General features: G+C 33.8%; 9 protein-coding genes. 1 reads left to right on the forward strand and 8 read right to left on the reverse strand.

Annotated elements, in window-relative coordinates; genetic code table 11:
* Window positions 1-164 precede the first annotated feature (164 nt).
* The 3 genes from H2677_RS09030 to H2677_RS09040 are packed head-to-tail and all read right to left on the reverse strand — an operon-like array spanning window position 165 to window position 9,002.
* On the reverse strand, window positions 165-5,639 hold the full coding sequence (locus H2677_RS09030) for an FtsK/SpoIIIE domain-containing protein (RefSeq protein WP_212638358.1): 5,475 nt from the start codon (window positions 5,637-5,639) through the stop codon (window positions 165-167).
* 10 nt (window positions 5,640-5,649) lie between these two features.
* On the reverse strand, window positions 5,650-7,113 hold the full coding sequence (locus H2677_RS09035) for a hypothetical protein (RefSeq protein ID WP_228301643.1): 1,464 nt from the start codon (window positions 7,111-7,113) through the stop codon (window positions 5,650-5,652).
* A gap of 23 nt (window positions 7,114-7,136) precedes the next feature.
* The gene (locus tag H2677_RS09040; protein ID WP_212638360.1) at window positions 7,137-9,002 is read right to left on the reverse strand and encodes a hypothetical protein; all 1,866 of its coding nucleotides are present in this window, start codon (window positions 9,000-9,002) and stop codon (window positions 7,137-7,139) included.
* Between the two features lie 117 nt (window positions 9,003-9,119).
* Between H2677_RS09040 and H2677_RS09045 the strand changes: the two genes are divergently transcribed.
* The gene (locus H2677_RS09045; protein ID WP_228301644.1) at window positions 9,120-10,301 is read left to right on the forward strand and encodes a cysteine desulfurase family protein; all 1,182 of its coding nucleotides are present in this window, start codon (window positions 9,120-9,122) and stop codon (window positions 10,299-10,301) included.
* A gap of 16 nt (window positions 10,302-10,317) precedes the next feature.
* Here the strand turns inward: H2677_RS09045 and H2677_RS09050 are convergent, their stop codons facing one another.
* The 5 genes from H2677_RS09050 to H2677_RS09070 all read right to left on the reverse strand — a co-directional run bounded on the left by H2677_RS09050 (window position 10,318) and on the right by H2677_RS09070 (window position 18,067).
* Window positions 10,318-11,928 (reverse strand): GmrSD restriction endonuclease domain-containing protein, encoded by a 1,611-nt coding sequence (locus H2677_RS09050; protein WP_212638361.1) that lies wholly within the window; start codon window positions 11,926-11,928, stop codon window positions 10,318-10,320.
* Window positions 11,929-12,005: 77 nt separating this feature from the next.
* The gene (locus H2677_RS09055; RefSeq protein WP_212638362.1) at window positions 12,006-12,725 is read right to left on the reverse strand and encodes a DUF262 domain-containing protein; all 720 of its coding nucleotides are present in this window, start codon (window positions 12,723-12,725) and stop codon (window positions 12,006-12,008) included.
* A 103-nt stretch (window positions 12,726-12,828) separates the two neighbouring features.
* Window positions 12,829-13,701, reverse strand: coding sequence for a phosphoadenosine phosphosulfate reductase family protein (locus H2677_RS09060; RefSeq protein ID WP_168417015.1), 873 nt, complete (start codon window positions 13,699-13,701; stop codon window positions 12,829-12,831).
* Entirely contained in the window at window positions 13,698-17,171 is a 3,474-nt protein-coding gene (locus tag H2677_RS09065) for a P-loop NTPase family protein (RefSeq protein WP_212638363.1), read from the reverse strand. The genes H2677_RS09060 and H2677_RS09065 overlap by 4 nt, the downstream gene beginning before the upstream one ends.
* Window positions 17,168-18,067: a DUF4007 family protein gene (locus tag H2677_RS09070; protein ID WP_166323688.1), complete on the reverse strand. Its 900-nt coding sequence runs from the start codon at window positions 18,065-18,067 to the stop codon at window positions 17,168-17,170. The genes H2677_RS09065 and H2677_RS09070 overlap by 4 nt, the downstream gene beginning before the upstream one ends.
* Window positions 18,068-18,095: the final 28 nt, after the last annotated feature.

Here is an 18,095-nt window from a genome sequence, read left to right on the forward strand (position 1 = left end):
TAACTAAAGATTACTACTGTAATCTTTAGCTCTACTAGCTGTTTAAAACAATTATCTCAATTCAAGTTGCTTTTTATGCCAGTCTACAATTTCTTGATAATCAAAATAGACACTGGCCTGGTAATCCTCCCATAAAGAAGAGGACTTACTGCCCTCTTCTTTTACTAACAAGTAATTTCTTTGTTTTCAAGACTAGATAAGTGTTGGGGAGTACCATTATCTCTGACTATCGTTTCTACGATTTGATTTATCTCATCATCAGAAACAAAGGGTACCTGAGCATATATCAAATCCCCATTTAATTTAGCGGCTAGATGTCCTTTACCTAATAATCTCTCAGCCCCTGGACGATCAAGGGCAATCTTGGAAGTCGCCTCACTAGCAACTTTTAAGATTAGGCGATTACCCAAATTTTCTCGTAGTTGCATTGGCATAACATCCTTATCTGGTCTTTGTGCAGCAAATATTAAGTGGATACCTGCTGCTCGAGCTTTCACACCTAATCTCTGAACAGCCGAACCTACGTCCGCTTTGTAAGTATCATCAAACATCCAATCAGCAAATTCATCATGTACTAGAAACACCATAGGTAGCCTATCACTTTCAGCAACTTTTGAATTATAAGTTGCTAAATCTCTTGCTCTAGCTTGAGCAAATAACTGATAGCGATTTTCCATTTCATCAACTAAATTTACAAGAACTTCAGTTGCTCTCTCTTTAGTTGTAATAATTGGTTCACGCATATGTGGTAAATCTTCTAAAGCTGCATAATCGACCCCCATTTTAGGATCGATAAGAATAATCTGAGCTAAATCTTTAGAATTTGTTGCTGCTATATCAAGAAGTAATACTTGTAGTAATACTGATTTACCACTTCCTGTAGCACCAGCTACTAGAGTGTGTGGCTCATGTCCAGGTAATCCTGAAAAATCTCCACCTAAATTCAAATATAGTAACTCGCCATTAAGCTCTTGTATTCCTATTATAAAAGAAACGTTAATCCCAGCTTTATTACGATTTATTAAACGACGTTGCCATAAATCCCATATTGAAACAGCTTGTCGTATATCGCTTGAAATTGTTACAACAATTTCACCAGGTTTAGGTTGTACAGTTATAATATTTATAGCGTGTGTGGTTAACAATTGAGTTCGCTTAGCTTCAATATCCTCAACTCGTAAACGATCTGAGCCAGCTAAACGAACTAGACATCCGTTTGGAGTGATTCTTGTTCCTAGTAGATTTACTTGGAAACCCCATCCATTTAAAGCTTTTCTTAAATCTTTAGTAGTTTTTTCTGCCCATTCTTCTTTAGATGCATCTTTCTGATTTTGTGAAGAATTATTCGAATGAATTAACTCAGCTAAATTAGATTTAGCTATATCTGTTCGAACTAAATCAATCGTAGATTCACTGATCTTAGATGTTTCACCTAATATTTGGTCAGATAAATGAATAACCTCTTCAGAACTTACATCATTAAACTCTATCTGTATCTGATCACTTTTTTCTGGAACTTGTGTTTCTTCTAAAGTATTTGGTAATACATCTTTAGGTCCAAAACCATGTAATTCATCAACCTGTGATGTCCAATTCACTTGAGGAGCAGGCTTATTAAGAATGATATTTTTCCATGGCTCTGTTGTACCTAATACGGATCTAACATATAAAGAATCTTCTTGTTTAGCATATGCTTCGACTAGAGCACGAAGCTCCTTCCGATCAAATACTTCCTGCCATGCTTGGAAAATATTTGAGCTATCGATCTCTAACTGTTCTGACAGAGAATTAGTAGCTGATACATCATTACTGTGAACGAACACATGAGAGTACCCTCGTAAAGAGATATTAACTATTCCTTCACGAATCGCTATTCGTGCTCTTTCAAGTAAATCAGTTTGGCCAATTCCTACATCAGCATCTACAAGTAGATCAGAAATACGTGATAACCAGACGTCTCTATCTAATCGACTCGGGTCTCCAAATAAAGCATCTCTAAAAGATGTTAATGTCGCCATCAACTGTGCTTTTGATGAGCGTCTTGCATCTGCGACGCCTTCATATGAGACATATTTAGATTCAACAATTGCAATATGCAAATGAATTTCATCATCACAATCAATTATAGACAGAGCAAGTAAATCAGCGATTCGACTTTCTTTTTGAGATAACCAAGATGCATAGTCATCTAGTAAGAAATAGACACTAATTGCGTCACGATTATTATTTAAATGTTCAAATTCATTAGAGATTAAATAACGACTCAGTACTAACCCTAACATTTCACCAGCAGATATACCACGGCGTGCAGCACGCAATACAATCTGTCCAGAAATAGATAAAGCATCTTTTTTAATTAGTTTAGTAAGATCGTTCAATTCCGATTGATTGAAAGATAATGATAGAGCTTCTAAACGACGATACGTAAGTCCATTTAATAATCTTAAATCAGCAGTAGAGCTAACAATCATATTACGACCATTCGTTGAATTTCTACGATATCGAACAACTGTAATATTTTGATTTTGCAATTGTTTTTTATCTAAAAGTTCATCATATGTGGCAACCCATTCTGCTTGCTGATGGGCATCATCCATTATTTCAGCTAAACGTTGATGCTGTAATGAAATCTGACGAGCCGGAAGCAAGCGGTCATGTTTATTAATTGCATCTTTTTTCGCGAGAGCAGCTACTGCAGCCAAATAGCTCCAACCAGTTTCAGTCTGCCATGGGCAAGTTAGAAAACTGGTTGATTTAAGCTCACCATCTTTTGCTACACGCCTATAAGACCAGCGTGAAGGAGCATGTTCTAAATTCTGACGATTCTCACTCCAAGGAGCAGGAATCCATTCTATTGTAGCAGTCCTTGCTACAACATCATGTAAAAAAGCGATATCAAATGGCTTGGATCCTAACAGAGAATTACAGTCCACTCCTGCAGATTTAGAGACACCTATCCTTAATTTAGAAATAAAATTATCAGATATTTCACTTACGAGTGGCAAATCTTCATCTTCTGCAGCTCTATTCACTAATTCTGCATAAATAGAAGCTAAATGTCTTGGTTCTGTATGTCGAACCATGACATTACATTTCATCTCAGCTTGTTCCGTTTCATACAGATTAGAGAGTTCTTTAACCACAGCTAATGGTAAGTCTGCTGCATCAGAGTTATACAATAAAATATTTAAATTGCGAATTTTATGAGGTTGTAACCCTATATAGCGTTCTATAAGTTCATTAATTTGTTTAGCTGCTATTTGCGGGGAAGTATCACTAAGTGTCTGCCCCGAATTCATAGGAGTTTCTAGAAGGCTATAGCCATTCACTGTGCTAGTAACTGTAACTAGCTCTGGCTCCGCAACATTTTTCTTTTGAAGTATCGCTACTTCTGGATAGAAAGGATGTTTAAGTTCATCAAAAAACTCTTTAAAGAAAATATTTCTATCACCAAATTTAATACTATCAGCTGTCAATAAATGGGTTAGTAACGCAGTTGTTCGTTTAGTTTTAACAGCTAATGCCTTTAAACGTTCAGGGTGCCAAGGTGGAATTATTAAAGTAGATTGCTCTCCTGAGACTATAACGGTTCCAATAGACATTACCTTGGATACAAGTTTTTCCCGGCTAACATCGTTACATGCATAAGTTAATAGCGTATCTAATAATTCAGCATATGCATCGGCTTGATCAAATATACTTGGTTGATTTAATCCATGTTGTTTAAAATTTTGAAGTGCAAAAGGATAAACTTTTTCAAATTTTTCCCAGCTTTCTTTTATCTCCCTATATGCTACGTCATTTATAAATCCATCTTTAAATAACTCTTCAAGAGATTGTTTAATTTGATGACGTTGACTTTTTAATTTACTAGCTGATGGGATAAGAGAGCCTGGATCATTTGAAAATGTAGCTTCTAAACTACCAACATTTTCAAGAGAAACACTTTGCACTCCCCCTTTTTTGCTCACAATTTTCCGACTGACTTGTGTACAAGCAATCCCCCCTTTCTCAAGTATTCGCCCTAAGTCATCAGCAAGAGCAAGCCCAATAGAATTAGCTGAGTAATTCCATATCAGTTGATTTTTCTTCAAAATAACTTCTTGATTACTTGATTGACGTTCAACTAGTGCAACTTCAAATTTAATTTGCAATGCAGCTCGTGATAGAGATTTTATTGATTTAAATTTCTTTCCTAGACGTTCTTTTTGTTTATTTAAGAAAGCTTCATAATCAAATAAGATATCTGGTAATTGAGTTTTTTGATTTGGAATTTCCCAAATAATTCTGGATCCCATCGCCTTATATAAACCACGATACATTACACAAAAGAATGTCACTGCATCATGATTAAACTGATCAAGCCAAGCTTTTCTCCCCTTGTTGACTGAGATTTTTAAGTAACGCTCACCATTAAAATCTTCTGATCCAGCAAGTAATTGATAAGTTGCGAAAACTAATCCCTCTAAAAAGTCCTGACACTCTATAGCCTGCCCAAAGATGACTTTTTCCCAACGTGCTAATAATTTTGTATCTTGCTCTAAGAAATAACGATGTAGATCAAAGAAAATTTTATCTTCATCAATCCATTCGCCTCTTTTTTCTCGTGTTTTTAACTCAGTTAAGTGATTGCACCACTCTTCAGTTAAAGCATCATCTGGGTCACAAATATCTGAGAAAAATTGCAAAGTAGATTCAGCTAAACCACTTTGTTTTTCTTTCGGCCGGTCAAAAATAAGATAAACTTTATCTTGTTCCCATTCTAATTCTGCGAGTGCTTGAATAGCTTCAACATCATTAATAGACCCCTTTATAAATCGTTGCAAAACAGGAATAATGTCTTCATCTATATCTTCCAAATTATCATTCAGACGATTTTCCATTTCTGCAGGATCTAACGGTTGACCATTTGCTTTTTGATACTTTAATAAGGGATATCGATGCGTAGCTAATTTATCAAAGGCATTTTTCCAAGGACGATTAGCATGTGAAAATGCTTTAGCATTACTAAAAAAGTAAGTATCTCGAGGCAACCCTATACTTGGTAGAGCCCATCCTATTGCCTGTCTTATCGCTAATCCATGAATATTATTTGCCTCAATAATACTAAGACAAAAATTAGCAATTTGTACCAATGAAAGCTCAATAGAATCAATCAGTGCTTCTAGTGCTTTTGCAAAAGTTTTTTCATCATCTGGAGTAAGGACTAAATTCCCTAATTGACAACATGCTTGAACCCACGGATCACTATTTGCCTTTAACTCTTTCGCACTGACGATAGTAATATGCGCAAGAGTATCTCCAATGTCATTTCTAGAGCTTGCTGTTATTAATATCTGTTTTTCAATACTCTGATTTCGAACACTAGCAGCATTATCATCAATCAATACTTCATTTGGTAATACTTCATCTCCAATTAAAGCTCTTGGAATTTTAAGTGAAATATACTGTTCTAAAGATGGCCTCGACAATATTTCCTTTACAATTGTAGCAATTTGGCCTGCCGTTAATTGGTCTAGTCTAAATAACGCAGTTTCAATATTTAATGGTTCGTTTGTTAGCTGAGAATCATTTATTTGCTGCAGGTAATTTTCAAAATATACAGCACCAACCCATCCAATAATTTTATTTTCTTTCATGTTCATTTCCTTAAATATTAAATGGGTTCTCTACAAAAGCACATCCATCAGACAATTGCCTAACTAAACCTAAACTCATTAAACGTTCAGCTAGATATTCACTATTTTTACTGAAAGCTTCCTGATCCACTTGATTACTAGTAATAAGCTCTTGAGCTTGTGCCTCACCAACCACTAAACCATACCTATTTTTAATTACTTCTAAGAAATCATCAAAAGGCATGCGTTTATCAACTACTGTAATAACAAGCGATTTCAAAAAATGATCATTAGGCGCATAACGCATTCTTCTAGATAAGCGACGAGAACTTAAACCAATAGCCTTAGACCAAGCTGAGTGGACTTTTGCTAAATGTTGCTTATGTCTGAGTTGAGCTTTATCAACTAACTTTTCAATAAGTGAATCAGCTGACCAGTCTGAACTTTCTTCATCTTCACTTGGCCATTTAAATTGCTTCTGCATTAAACGTATATATTCTGACTCAGGATAAAGTTGTGAAGATGCGGACATCCACTCTTCATTTTGCTGAATATTTTCAATTTCTGCAGCAATGGAGCGTATAGACAAATTCTGATTATATTGATAATCATCCGCAGAAATTGCTCTTATTTTAGTTCGATTTTTAGAAATGATTTCACAGACTAATCTTATAGGCTTTTCTTCAGATAAAACTTCTTTCGAGCGCTCAAGAAAATACAATAACATGTTCAAACCAGCTGAAAACATTAAGTATGAAATTGCATCATAGGAGGGAATATCTTGCTTTAGGATATGAATCCAATCACTGCAGAGCTGATCGAAACGATCATGTTTAAGGATTGGTAATTGCAAACTACTAATCTCTTTAGCTAATTTTGCCTCTTGTCTGTCACCTTGAATAGCTTTCACTAATCGATTTAGAGATAGATCAGATTCTAAAAGACGTTTGACTAACAGCTCTCCCAATTCATTTTTATTCTCAGCACGACAAAGCATTAAATACAAAATCTCACCTGTTCGTGCAAAAAATCGTCTATCATTCGTTTCAGATTTATCAATGCGCAAATCTTCATATAAGGCATCAGGCCCGAATGGGAAGACAAATTTTGAACTCCATCTTTTATTACTATTTATCTCAAAAGACGAAGATCGCAACAATTCAACAACACGTGCAAAATCATCAAATGAACTAAAGACCTCTTTCAAATAAGTCATATCTTCTTCTGCATATGCACCTTTTTGATATTCCTCAAACCATTCTTGCCATTTTTTTTCGTCAGACCTATTAGAAGATGCGATTATATTTATATATGGATTATTAAATAATACACCACGCAATCGAAGCTGACGCTGGGGCTTATAAATTACTTTATCATCTACTTCATTTAATGGATCTTCTCGATGTGAAGCTAATATTCCTAGAAATTCCAATAAGATTAAATGAGGTAACTGCTCATCATATAAACGATGTCCCCAAATTTTTTCATCAACCACAAAATCAACATCTTCTAGGAATTTCATTTATCTAGTCTCACTGATATATGTTTAGAACCATGACTAAATCCATCATTTACAAATTTTAAAGGCAAAGTATTAATGTCATTAGCTATGTAGCTATCACCAAATTCGAGTTGTATTTGCTCAGCTCTTCGTAATAATTTTGACTTTAAAGCTAATAGATCTTCTAAACACTCACTAGAAAAACTATTGGGTAAGATTCCATTGGCAACTCTCGCCAAAAATTCGAATCTAATTGGTGTTAACTCAAAAGAAACCCCATCCTTATCATCTTCCATATGGAAATTAATTAATGGCCTATTATTATGATTCAGTTTAATCAACATTCCCTCTGTGTTTCTTCTTGTAGGACGCGCTGGTATTTCTTCTTTAGTTAATACGCTTACTTTTGATTCTGTAAAGCCTCCAGATGTTGCAACTATAATAATTTCTACTTCTTCCACTAAAATTCCCGTCATAATACGATTAATGCCCAATGTAATTAATTGACGTATATCCTCAGGAATTGGGTGATTATTTTTGAGTTTTTTAATAAGATCTAAATAAGAAGCAGCATATTTGTATGCACTTAGATTCCAAAAATAATTTTTACCTAAACTGCTATCAGGTAAGGTAAAGAACAATCGACGGCGTTGGCTTTCTAATAACTGAATAAGTTTTTGATTAATGTTTTCTTTTTGGTATTCATCACCTTCTAAATAAGCTTCTTGGGCTTTCTTAAAATAAGCTGAACCTCCATACTGTTTATCACTTTCGATAAGATCCTCATAGATTAGAGATAATTCACTATCGTAGCGACCATAAATTAATAACCCATCAATTTCATTTGTTGTTTCTTCACCTATTTGAAAAGAAGATAAAGCTTTAAAAACAGGGCGTTCTCCTACTCTCTGATTAGGTAAATTTTTTGCCATAATATTGTCATACAAATTCCCTTTCGAAAATGTGCCTTCATTTACTATTTTCTCAATATCATCACAACGCATCAGTCCATCTTTAACCTCAGCATGACCAAGCAAAATATTTGCACATAAAGCAAGTAGATCACGAACAGGTAAATGTGAGCCATTTAACCTTGCAATATCAATTAAATCGGATAAACGTGAACGTAATTGTTCAGACTCGAATGTTGCACCAAGTAGTCGTTGACGATTTTCACTGATCGGGCAGCCTTTACCACTACTTTGAAAATAACAATTTGAACATTTTTCCCATTCAGGATGGGTGATTAATATATCTAGCACATCAGTTAATGATTTACGATGAGTGCTACGGCTTAAGTCAAATACATGTAACCTTGAAAGCCCTTCACCAGTTTGCAGAAAAACTTGCTCTAAAGTTTCTCGTATTGGGTGGGTAGAAAATTCTTTGTATGATCGTTTTCGTAAACGTTCTAAAATTTGCCCATGATTGGTAGCAATTACTAGAATATGTTTATTGTCGTTTTCTAAAACGGATCTCTCTAATAGTTCAAGAACAAATTTTCCATCTTGTTCATTTAATTCACTTAAATCTTTTACAAAATATATTTTTTTATCATTATTAATATTTAAACTTTTAATTGCTGCGTGTGAATCATTCCACTCAGAAGGATCTCCTCCTATTGCTTCCCATAATGCACGACAATGATAAGTTTTCCCATCTCCAGCTGTTCCTGCAATGATAATAGATCCGCCGCCCTCTGCATGTACTGCTTCTAAAATATTAGGTAGCAATGGGATAGGTAATTCTATTGGATCAATTTTAGCTAGACGCGCTGCTTTCGTAACATGTTCATCAAACATAACTGCATTATTTGGAGTCGGACCGTAACTACGCAAATAACGTATCCATCTCGCAGATGGCTTATATTGTAATTCTGACATAAATTGCCCCTCAGTTATATCTGATAAGTATATAAATTTATTATAACAATTAACTAATTGTACTAAACTAATTGTTTTTTTTGAACAAACATTATATTGATAAGAATTTTCGAATTTATGAGTAAGAATATTTGCTTAAATCTAAAAAAAAAGAGATGCTTAAAGTATCTGTTTTTTATTAGATCAAAGATGATTTATTTAGATTTCGCAGCATCTACGCCACTTCTACCATCTGTTAAAAAAGAATTATTTCGAGCATTTGAAGAAGAATACTCAAACCCATCCTCTGCTCATAAGTTAGGCCGTATTTCCGCAGAAAGAATTGAAAGAGCGAGAGAAATCATTGCTAATTCTATCGGAGCCTATAAAAGTGAAATTATCTTTACTAGTGGAGCATCTGAGTCAAATAATTTAGCAATTAAAGGGTATGTTTTAGCAAATCAAAAAAAGGGAAAGCATATTATCACCTCATCTATAGAACATAAATGCATTCTATCTATTTGTAATTTCTTAGAAAAAAACCATGGATATGAGATTACATATATTGCTCCTCAGAACAATGGAATTATTGATGCTGAAGAAGTAATCTCAGCAATGAGAGAAGATACTGTTTTAGTTAGTATTATGCATGTAAACAACGAGCTTGGATCAATCCAACCTGTTGCAGCTATAGGCCAGGCTTGCTTTGAAAGAGATATCAAATTTCATGTAGACGCAGCTCAATCCTATAAAAAAATCCCCATCGATGTTGATGAGTTAAATATAGATATGCTCTCTTTATCTGCTCATAAAATTTATGGTCCTAAAGGTATTGGAGCACTGTACATTAGAGACTTAAGGGAAACTAGAATCCAACCAGTTATTCATGGAGCAGGTCAAGAATATGGGTTAAGAGGCGGTACTCTTGCTACCCCATTGATTTTAGGATTCGGTGCCGCCGTAGAAGACCAAACTATTGAAGATAGTTTTGAGGAAGTAAATAAAATAAATTCTATGCTACGAGCCAAAGTTATTGAGATTGGGGGAGTAATCAACTCTCCAGATACACAGTACATTCCTCATATTTTAAATATTCGCTTACCGAACTTTGATGCATCGCATTTTGTCTCGAACTCAGCTTTTTTATGCTCTCAAGGTTCTGCTTGCTCATCATTAAATATTGAGATGTCTTACGTTCTGAGAGCTATAGGACTTACACTAGAAGAAGGCAATCAAAGTCTAAGACTTTCTTTATCTAATTTTTTAAACTTAAAACATTTAGAGGAACTTATTACTGCATTAAAAAGAGGGCTCCGTTAAGCCCTCTTTAATTCGGTTATTCAAGCCACTTTATTAGTTCATCATAAGCTAGGCCTGCAATACTTTTAGACCTGTCATGAATAGCCTTAGAATCAATTATTGTAAATTGTTGATCCACAATATATTTAAGAATAGGTAAGTAATTCCAACCTCTTAAAATATCAATTTGGTTTTCGGTAACAATATTATTAGTTTTCAATTGATTTGAAGTATTTTCAATATCCTCTTGATTAACTGAAGTTAAAAGCTTAAAAATCATATGCTTATCAGACCAGGATTTATTACCCACAATCGAGTTAGCACTCTGAGGTAATAATGTTAAATTACCTAGTAAATGTAAATCTCGATCATCATCAAGCCTAATTACCTGAAGATCAACTGAATTTAAATTTTGAGGTAAAATATGCTCAATTGTTTTTAAATCTTTATTGATCCAATTTGTATAATTTAAGAAATCATTAACTCCACTTCTAGCTGATTTTATTAATTCCCCCGAAGTACTATCTACTACAGTATCGTGAGTTGCAGCTAAGAGTAACAATCTTGTTAGACAATTTGGCTCATCATATATAGGTAATCTTGCTGAACGTTCAACCCAATTATCCTTATTAACTATTGGATATTTTCTATCATTTTTCATATATGATCTTAAGGCTAATTTCAGCTTATTAAGATTCACCGCATCATTTTCAAAATATTCCTCAGAACTTTTTCCAATTACAGTTTGCTTCAGAGATAAGGCTTTATAGTTTAGAGCATCAATATTAGTTGACATTAAGTGTCTATAGACATTGTCAATTCCAGCTGTACCTTTTCTTGACGATCTCCAAAGAGTAGAGAAAGCTACAATTGCTTGAACAGCATTTTCAAAGTTATCTATTAGCACATTTTTAACATTATTACCCTCCCCTATTGAATTTTGAAAATCTAGTCGGACAGCATATTCTATATAAAATCTCGCTAGAATTGGTATTACGATGGTATGATCAAGCTCTCTTAAAAATGCAAGTCCAAGATTTGCACGATCGCTAATTTTTCTATTAATACCTAAATAAGTAGTTTGATAATTATCTACCTCACCTGACCATATCTTTGAAATAAACTCATTCAAAAGACTTAGATATTTTACAAACTTAAATCTTGAGTCTGTTACTGTTATTCCTGATTCTAAAGCATCATAGTTATCTTTAAAAAATTGACGTTGGTCAGATAATTTTGTGGACATTTTCATATGATTCCATAAAGAAGCATAAGAAATCACCAAATTACTTGTTTTTGATTTTTTGATTTTTTCATTGTTATTTTGTTCAAGGACTAATTCAATATTATCCAAATAACCTTTTAATTCAGACTCTTCATTATAATATCTAGTAATACCAATATCTTGAATGACTTTTGGTTTAAATGTTTCAAAAGCTGTTAAAGGTTCACCTGTAGTATTTAAAGATTCAAATATATCAAAAGCATATTTTTCATCCTTTGCAGTTACTACAGTCAATGCAACATAGTTAATGAAATAATTAGAAATCATTAGAAGTAAGATATATTCCTTCAGATCTCCACTAGTATCATTAACATCTAGATATGTTTCAACTTCTTGAGTGAAAGAGGATCTTAATAATTGCACTTGCAGGCTTCTATCTCTACGCAACTCATCAAAGGATGGAATATCAAATGAATCTTCATCCCCTTGAATCGATTTTTTTATATTTTTTGAATCTGATCAAAAATATTTTTAAAAGCATCTAATGTAGATTTAATATTTTCATTAGCTAAATTATCAAAAGTTAGTTTTTTAGTTTTATTTTCACTTCTTGAATGGATACCATAAGAGTGTAATAAATAGGCTATTGCTGATTTATATTCAGCATCCCGCTGTCTTTTTGACCAACAATCTTCAAAAGATCTTATCATTCTAGGATAATAAGTAAAAACCTTATCTGCATTGAATTTTTGATCTTCCTCATATAAATGGGAAAGCTGACCTATAACATCTGTGATATCTTCCAACCAATGATTTACTTCAGGATTATTCTCCTGAAAATCCTCAGTCATAAAGCTCTCACCTTTTATTACAAGCATATTATGTAAAACAGTGGCTATAATGAGTAAGGTAGTAGTACGTTGCTGTCCATCAATTACACTAATAACATTGGAAGGTATATGTGCATCAATCCTAGGGTATATACTTTCACTCTCAATTCCAGCAACAGTAATGATAGATCCTAAAAATGTATAAGATTCCTGATCATTTAATAATTTACCAAATCCATTTAAGATATCATTTAGAAATTTAGTAGTTTTATCTTTCCCCCAAGAATACTTTCGTTGATAAGATGGAACATACAAAAATTGTCCCGGCTTACTAAATAGATCAAAAACACTCAGTGAATGCGCATCAAATGCAGACGTTACGTCAGCCATCTCAAACCTATAATAAATGAATACCCTTTAAAAAATTATAATATATTCAATATGTTTAACATACACTAAATAAAAAATAACTCGCCGAAAGGCGAGTTATTTTTTATTTATAACATGTCACACAAGCACCACCACCCTCGATATCGTCATACAGTGCATCTAAATCAATCATTTCAATCAATTGATCATCATATAGCGCATTACGACGACGCTTCTTCTTAAATCTCTCAAGCTTTTTCTCATGGTCAGCTTTAATTTGCGCCACACGATCTGGATCTTCAAGTGTAGTTAACGGTGTATTTTTACCCATCCAATAATAAGTTTCACCATTTGTAGATTTATCATCATTCAACTTTTTTTCGTAGGACTTTGCTTCCTCAAATTTATCAGGATGTCTTTCCTTCAAACGCACCCATTCAATCTTTCTTTGATAAAAGCAGAATGTGCAACCACTACGTGAACGCCATTCATAATATTTAGGAAGACCTAATCCAGTTCCTTCTAGAATATTAATAATATCCTCTTTAACTAGACCATCTTCAGCAAATGGCATTTTGGTCGTTAAGAATTTTTGAGTTGGCACATAACCTTCACGCCAAGGCTCATCTGCACGAATCCCAACATAACTAATAATTTCGTACCCTTCATCAAGAAATGGTTTTACCCACTTCTCGAATGGTACTAATTTCATCTGAACAGTACACCAGCGTTGATGGCCAGACGGAAGAAAATGATTATATTCCTTCAACCAGTAATCGAAATCTTTATCTGAACCTAAGCGCAAAATTGGTTTACCTAGGTAAGATTCTAATTGGTTTAGATAATCCATGACTTCAGGCAATTCTTTACCAGTATCTGTGAAAAAATACTCAATATCTAACTCAGGATAGTGGTCTCGCATATAGACAGCAAGCGCAGCACTATCCTTACCACCAGAAAGCCCTAGGACATGTTTTACTGGTTTTTCAAGGGTCATGCTTTGTCCTCACCAATCGGATGTAAATAATCTTTAAGCAACCCATATAATACCATTGCTTTAGCATCATCACTTAGGTCAAAAGTATTCACCTTTTTAAGTAGCTCTTTTTGCAATTTTTTTAAATCATCCTCAATAGTCGAATCTACAATGACGTCTCGGTTATATTCTTCAAGACCTTGATCCGTGTTAATAATTACTGCTAAGGATCGCTTATTAGATGAAATTTGTTCTGATTTCTCAGCATTTCTAGCAAAAAAGCTTAGTTGCTTAAATCTTTGGACATAACCAGGCAAAGCTTCAAAAGCTTTTTTCAGACTATCATCTGTCCAATCTTTTTCTGGTATCTGACCCAGCAATGTAATTAAATTTGACAACCATTGAGTTGACTCTTTTGAGCTTCTAGATAGATGTTCCGCAAATTTTTTCATTTTCCAATCAGCTGCAAACTTGCTCACTGCATCTGCTTCTTGAATGATTTCAGGGGTGATATTACCGAGTTCTTTACGTAATCTACCTTCAAAATTTTTAAGTAGATTTGGCTTTGCACCCATAAAACTACCAAGTAAATTTGATAGATCTGCAAGAACTAGATCATCAGATCTTGTAGAAACCTCAAGCACATCATACAAGTCTTCAAAAAGCAATTTGTAAGGATCATCTGCCTTAACAAGGAATGATCTTAATAACTGCACCTTCTCGTCAAAATATTCTTTATCCTTAGAAAACTTAGCCCAACTAGACTGCTTCACAGTGTATGAAACTAGAAAGCGTGCTACAGCTAAAGGGGTAGCCTCTATATTTTTGTCAAAAATATCTTTAATGCTATTTGCTAGAAGATTGATAAACCTATTTTTTTCAGCAGGCTCTTTAATATATTTAACCGCAATCTCATGAGGTCGCTTAACCAGCTTATTGATGTACTCATCATCAATTTCACTAATAAACTTAAATTCTTGAGTTACATCTTTATCATAAAAAGCAAGGCTCTTTTCTTTAGCCAACAAAAGGGTTAAAGCAAATATTGGTAATACACCTTGAGGAATACCGAATGGCGTATCTGACCATACTTTATAAAGCTCTGTTAAAGGAACTAAAGACTTTGTATCTGTGAAAATTTTATATCCATGTTGAAATAATTTCGAAACACGCTCTAAATTTTCACTTTGATCTCTATTAGATTCATCTAAGACAGGAAAATCAAATACCCATTCCATCTTCTCCACATTAAACTGATGTAAGCCTAATTGTTTAATACAAGACAAATAAATTGCTTTTTCTGGTGGGAACTTTTCGATACCTAAATTTTCTTGATTCGAATTCTCCAACATATTTTCTAATAGTTTTTTACGACCAGCAGCTGCAGAGCTAGAAACATCATGTCGAACAACCAATTCGTTTAGGATTTTCGGACATGATTGATATAGCTCATCAGCCAAATCAGAGACAATAATGGATAAAGACTTACCCTTTAAAAGGTTTCCCTTACAGTACCATTCCACTGATTCAAATGACTGACTAAATAGATCATCGACCTGTTGATATGCATAATTTAACCGTTGCTCATATTCTTTTTTCGCAACAGTGTCCAGCATCAGTTTTGGCAATTCTCTAAAAATTTCATTTAGTGCATAAATTTCTTTGGACCAGCTTAATAATTCACTAATTTTATCTAACTTAGCAATAACAATACGAGAATGTTCCTTTGATAATTCAATTAGTTTCGTTGAATTGAGAGCTTGATCTGTTATTAAAACAAAGTGCGCAAAAGCTTTTGACTTAATAAATTCAGATTTACTTATGAGACGTTCTAGTCCAGGAAGATCATTTACTAGATGCTGATCCATCCAACGCATTACCCCCCTTTCATGGTAGTGGCGTTTTGCAAGTACTGAATTGCCCTTATAGTTGATGTGCTCAAAATAATTTTGTTGGTTACTTAATGCCTCTAACTTCTCTTGTAACAATTGCTGAATATTGAGTTCAGATGTCTCAACAACTTCATAAGACTTTGTACGATTCCAATAAGTAATCACTCCCCAATCTTCTAGATTCTTTAAACATACAGGGAGAATTTCTAGGTTTTTTGATGAAGATGGTAATGCGTGAGCAATTAAATCTACTGACGGATAAATACCTAAAGACTTACCAAACATATTAAGCATTGCAATTGCTTTAATCACGTTAGGATATAACTCTTCACTTTCCGGAGTTAAACCCTCTTTTTTACTTAGATTTTTACTAAGTAAAGTTAGAGTTTCTTCAACGATTGCCCATAAATGCCCTTCTTTAGAACTTAGGATTTGGTGTTGCAAGTTTTGACTTAAGTAATCCCATAAATCAACAATCGTGTAAGTTGAGTTTAGATTAACTTCTGACTCTAGAAACTTTCTAAAACTAAAAGGTTCGACTGACAAGAGAAAACTAAAAATACTACGTTCATTTTGACTAAAGCTACTTTTAGAAATAATCCCCAGAAGTACCGTAGTTAATGGATGTAGTGGCAATGCCTCTTGCAGATATACATTCAGTTTTGGACTATTCTCTGTCAATCGAGATTTAATAGAACCTACAACTTTAGTTACTAAGGCATTATTTACAGCTGTAATAGCTTCTGGAATTTGAGTTTCTCTTGCTTTTATTGTTTTAGAAACAAGTGCGACCGATTCATCTAATGAAATTCGATATGAGATATCAACATAACGACCTTGAATTTTAGTCCATTCTAAAGCGATATGATGACTCATCCCTCTTGCATAGTCAGCAAACGCCTGATGCAAAATCCCTAAAAAGATAAAAGGACACTGCTTAGTAGAAAGTCTATTGATTCTCTCAGATAAATCCTGGAATAAATGTAGATCACCATTATTTCTAGCAATATGGTCTAAAAGCTTACCCATCTCATCTAAGATAAGTAAACTACCCGAAATTCTTCCATCTAATGCTCTAAATACTTCATCAATCCATTCAATTAATTGATGATCGCTATCTATCTGATCTGGCAGAAAAAATAAGTCACCTTCAAACACATCCATAAGATTAGCATCTTGAAGTGCTTTTAGGATGGATTTATAAAACAGCTCAACAGGTGAAGTTACCCCTCCGACTGCTTTAATAATCAACCAAGGTTTATCACTAGATAACTTGAAATTTTTATCAATTTGCTTAAGTAAATCAGAATCTTGTACTAGGGCTCTAGCAGCCACTCTAATTTCATCATTTGGATGTAAAAGCCCTGATAAAATCGCTGCTAAAGTAGATTTACCCGTGCCATATCCACCTGTCAAAGTAAAAGCGGATTGAGTGTTTTCATAAAAAGAATCAACTATTGTTTTCAATGAGTTGTACGCTGTTCCATGAAAAATTACTCGCTCAAAAAATTCCTTCGATATGTCACTATCAAGTCGTGTCGAAAGTAGATGGTTTACGTGAATTTCATAGTAATGATTTAATTTATAGTTTTGATTCATTTCTGATACTCACGATAAATATTAGCCAGTAGTTCGTTTAAATTTACATTTTTGATATCCAAGCAAGATAAGCTTCGCATTCCTAATGTATCAGTCCAGTTAAAACGATCGTCAATAACTGCACATTGATTTAAGAAATAATCAACCGATGCATTATTTAAACGAAATAAACGACCAGGGCTTCCAGGATAAGTCGAAATCATATCTACACTTAGTGAAGGAGCTTCCGAGAAATGCGTTTGCCAAAAATCTGTTAAGCAATATAAAAATATATCCACTGAAAGATTTTTTTGCTCAAGTAGATCAGCTTTAAACTTATGAGAATCCACCTGATAAATTAGATTTAGTTCATTTAATGGCGAAATAAAAGCATCTTCATTAAGCTGTTTCTTACTTAGTTTTTTTGAGTAACAAAGAATGAAACAATCTAAATCTTTCTGCAAAGTCGCTTCCGAAGGTAGCTTCAAACCGTTTGTTTCAAGCCAAAATATAAGATCACTAAGTAATTCAGATTTCTCAAAGACTTGTTTATTACAATAATTAAAATACCAGCGAGCAAGTGTTAGATCAGTAAAGTTTTTTTGAATAAAATAGTGTAGTAACCAAGTAGATTCATTCAACTCTAAGTAAGTATCATATTTTGCAAAAATTTCACTTATTGCAGTTTTATAGTTTTGTTTACTATTCTCAGAATCTTTGAGCGGCACCAACCCTGAAACTTCAGCCCAGTATTTAATACTGTTAACCATGTTTTTACCAACACCAAGCTCAACAACTTGTTTTTCAATATCTTTTTCATTTAAACTAAAATTATTATATGCTTTATTTAGCCAACCATAGCGTAGTGCAAAGGTTTCATGACCCGAAAAATGTAAATTAAAAATATCAGATTTCATTGCAACAAAGATTCACTGGAGAAATTTC

Origin of the sequence: Acinetobacter junii (assembly GCF_018336855.1) — a bacterium.
In the GTDB taxonomy this organism is placed as follows: Bacteria; Pseudomonadota; Gammaproteobacteria; order Pseudomonadales; family Moraxellaceae; genus Acinetobacter; species Acinetobacter junii.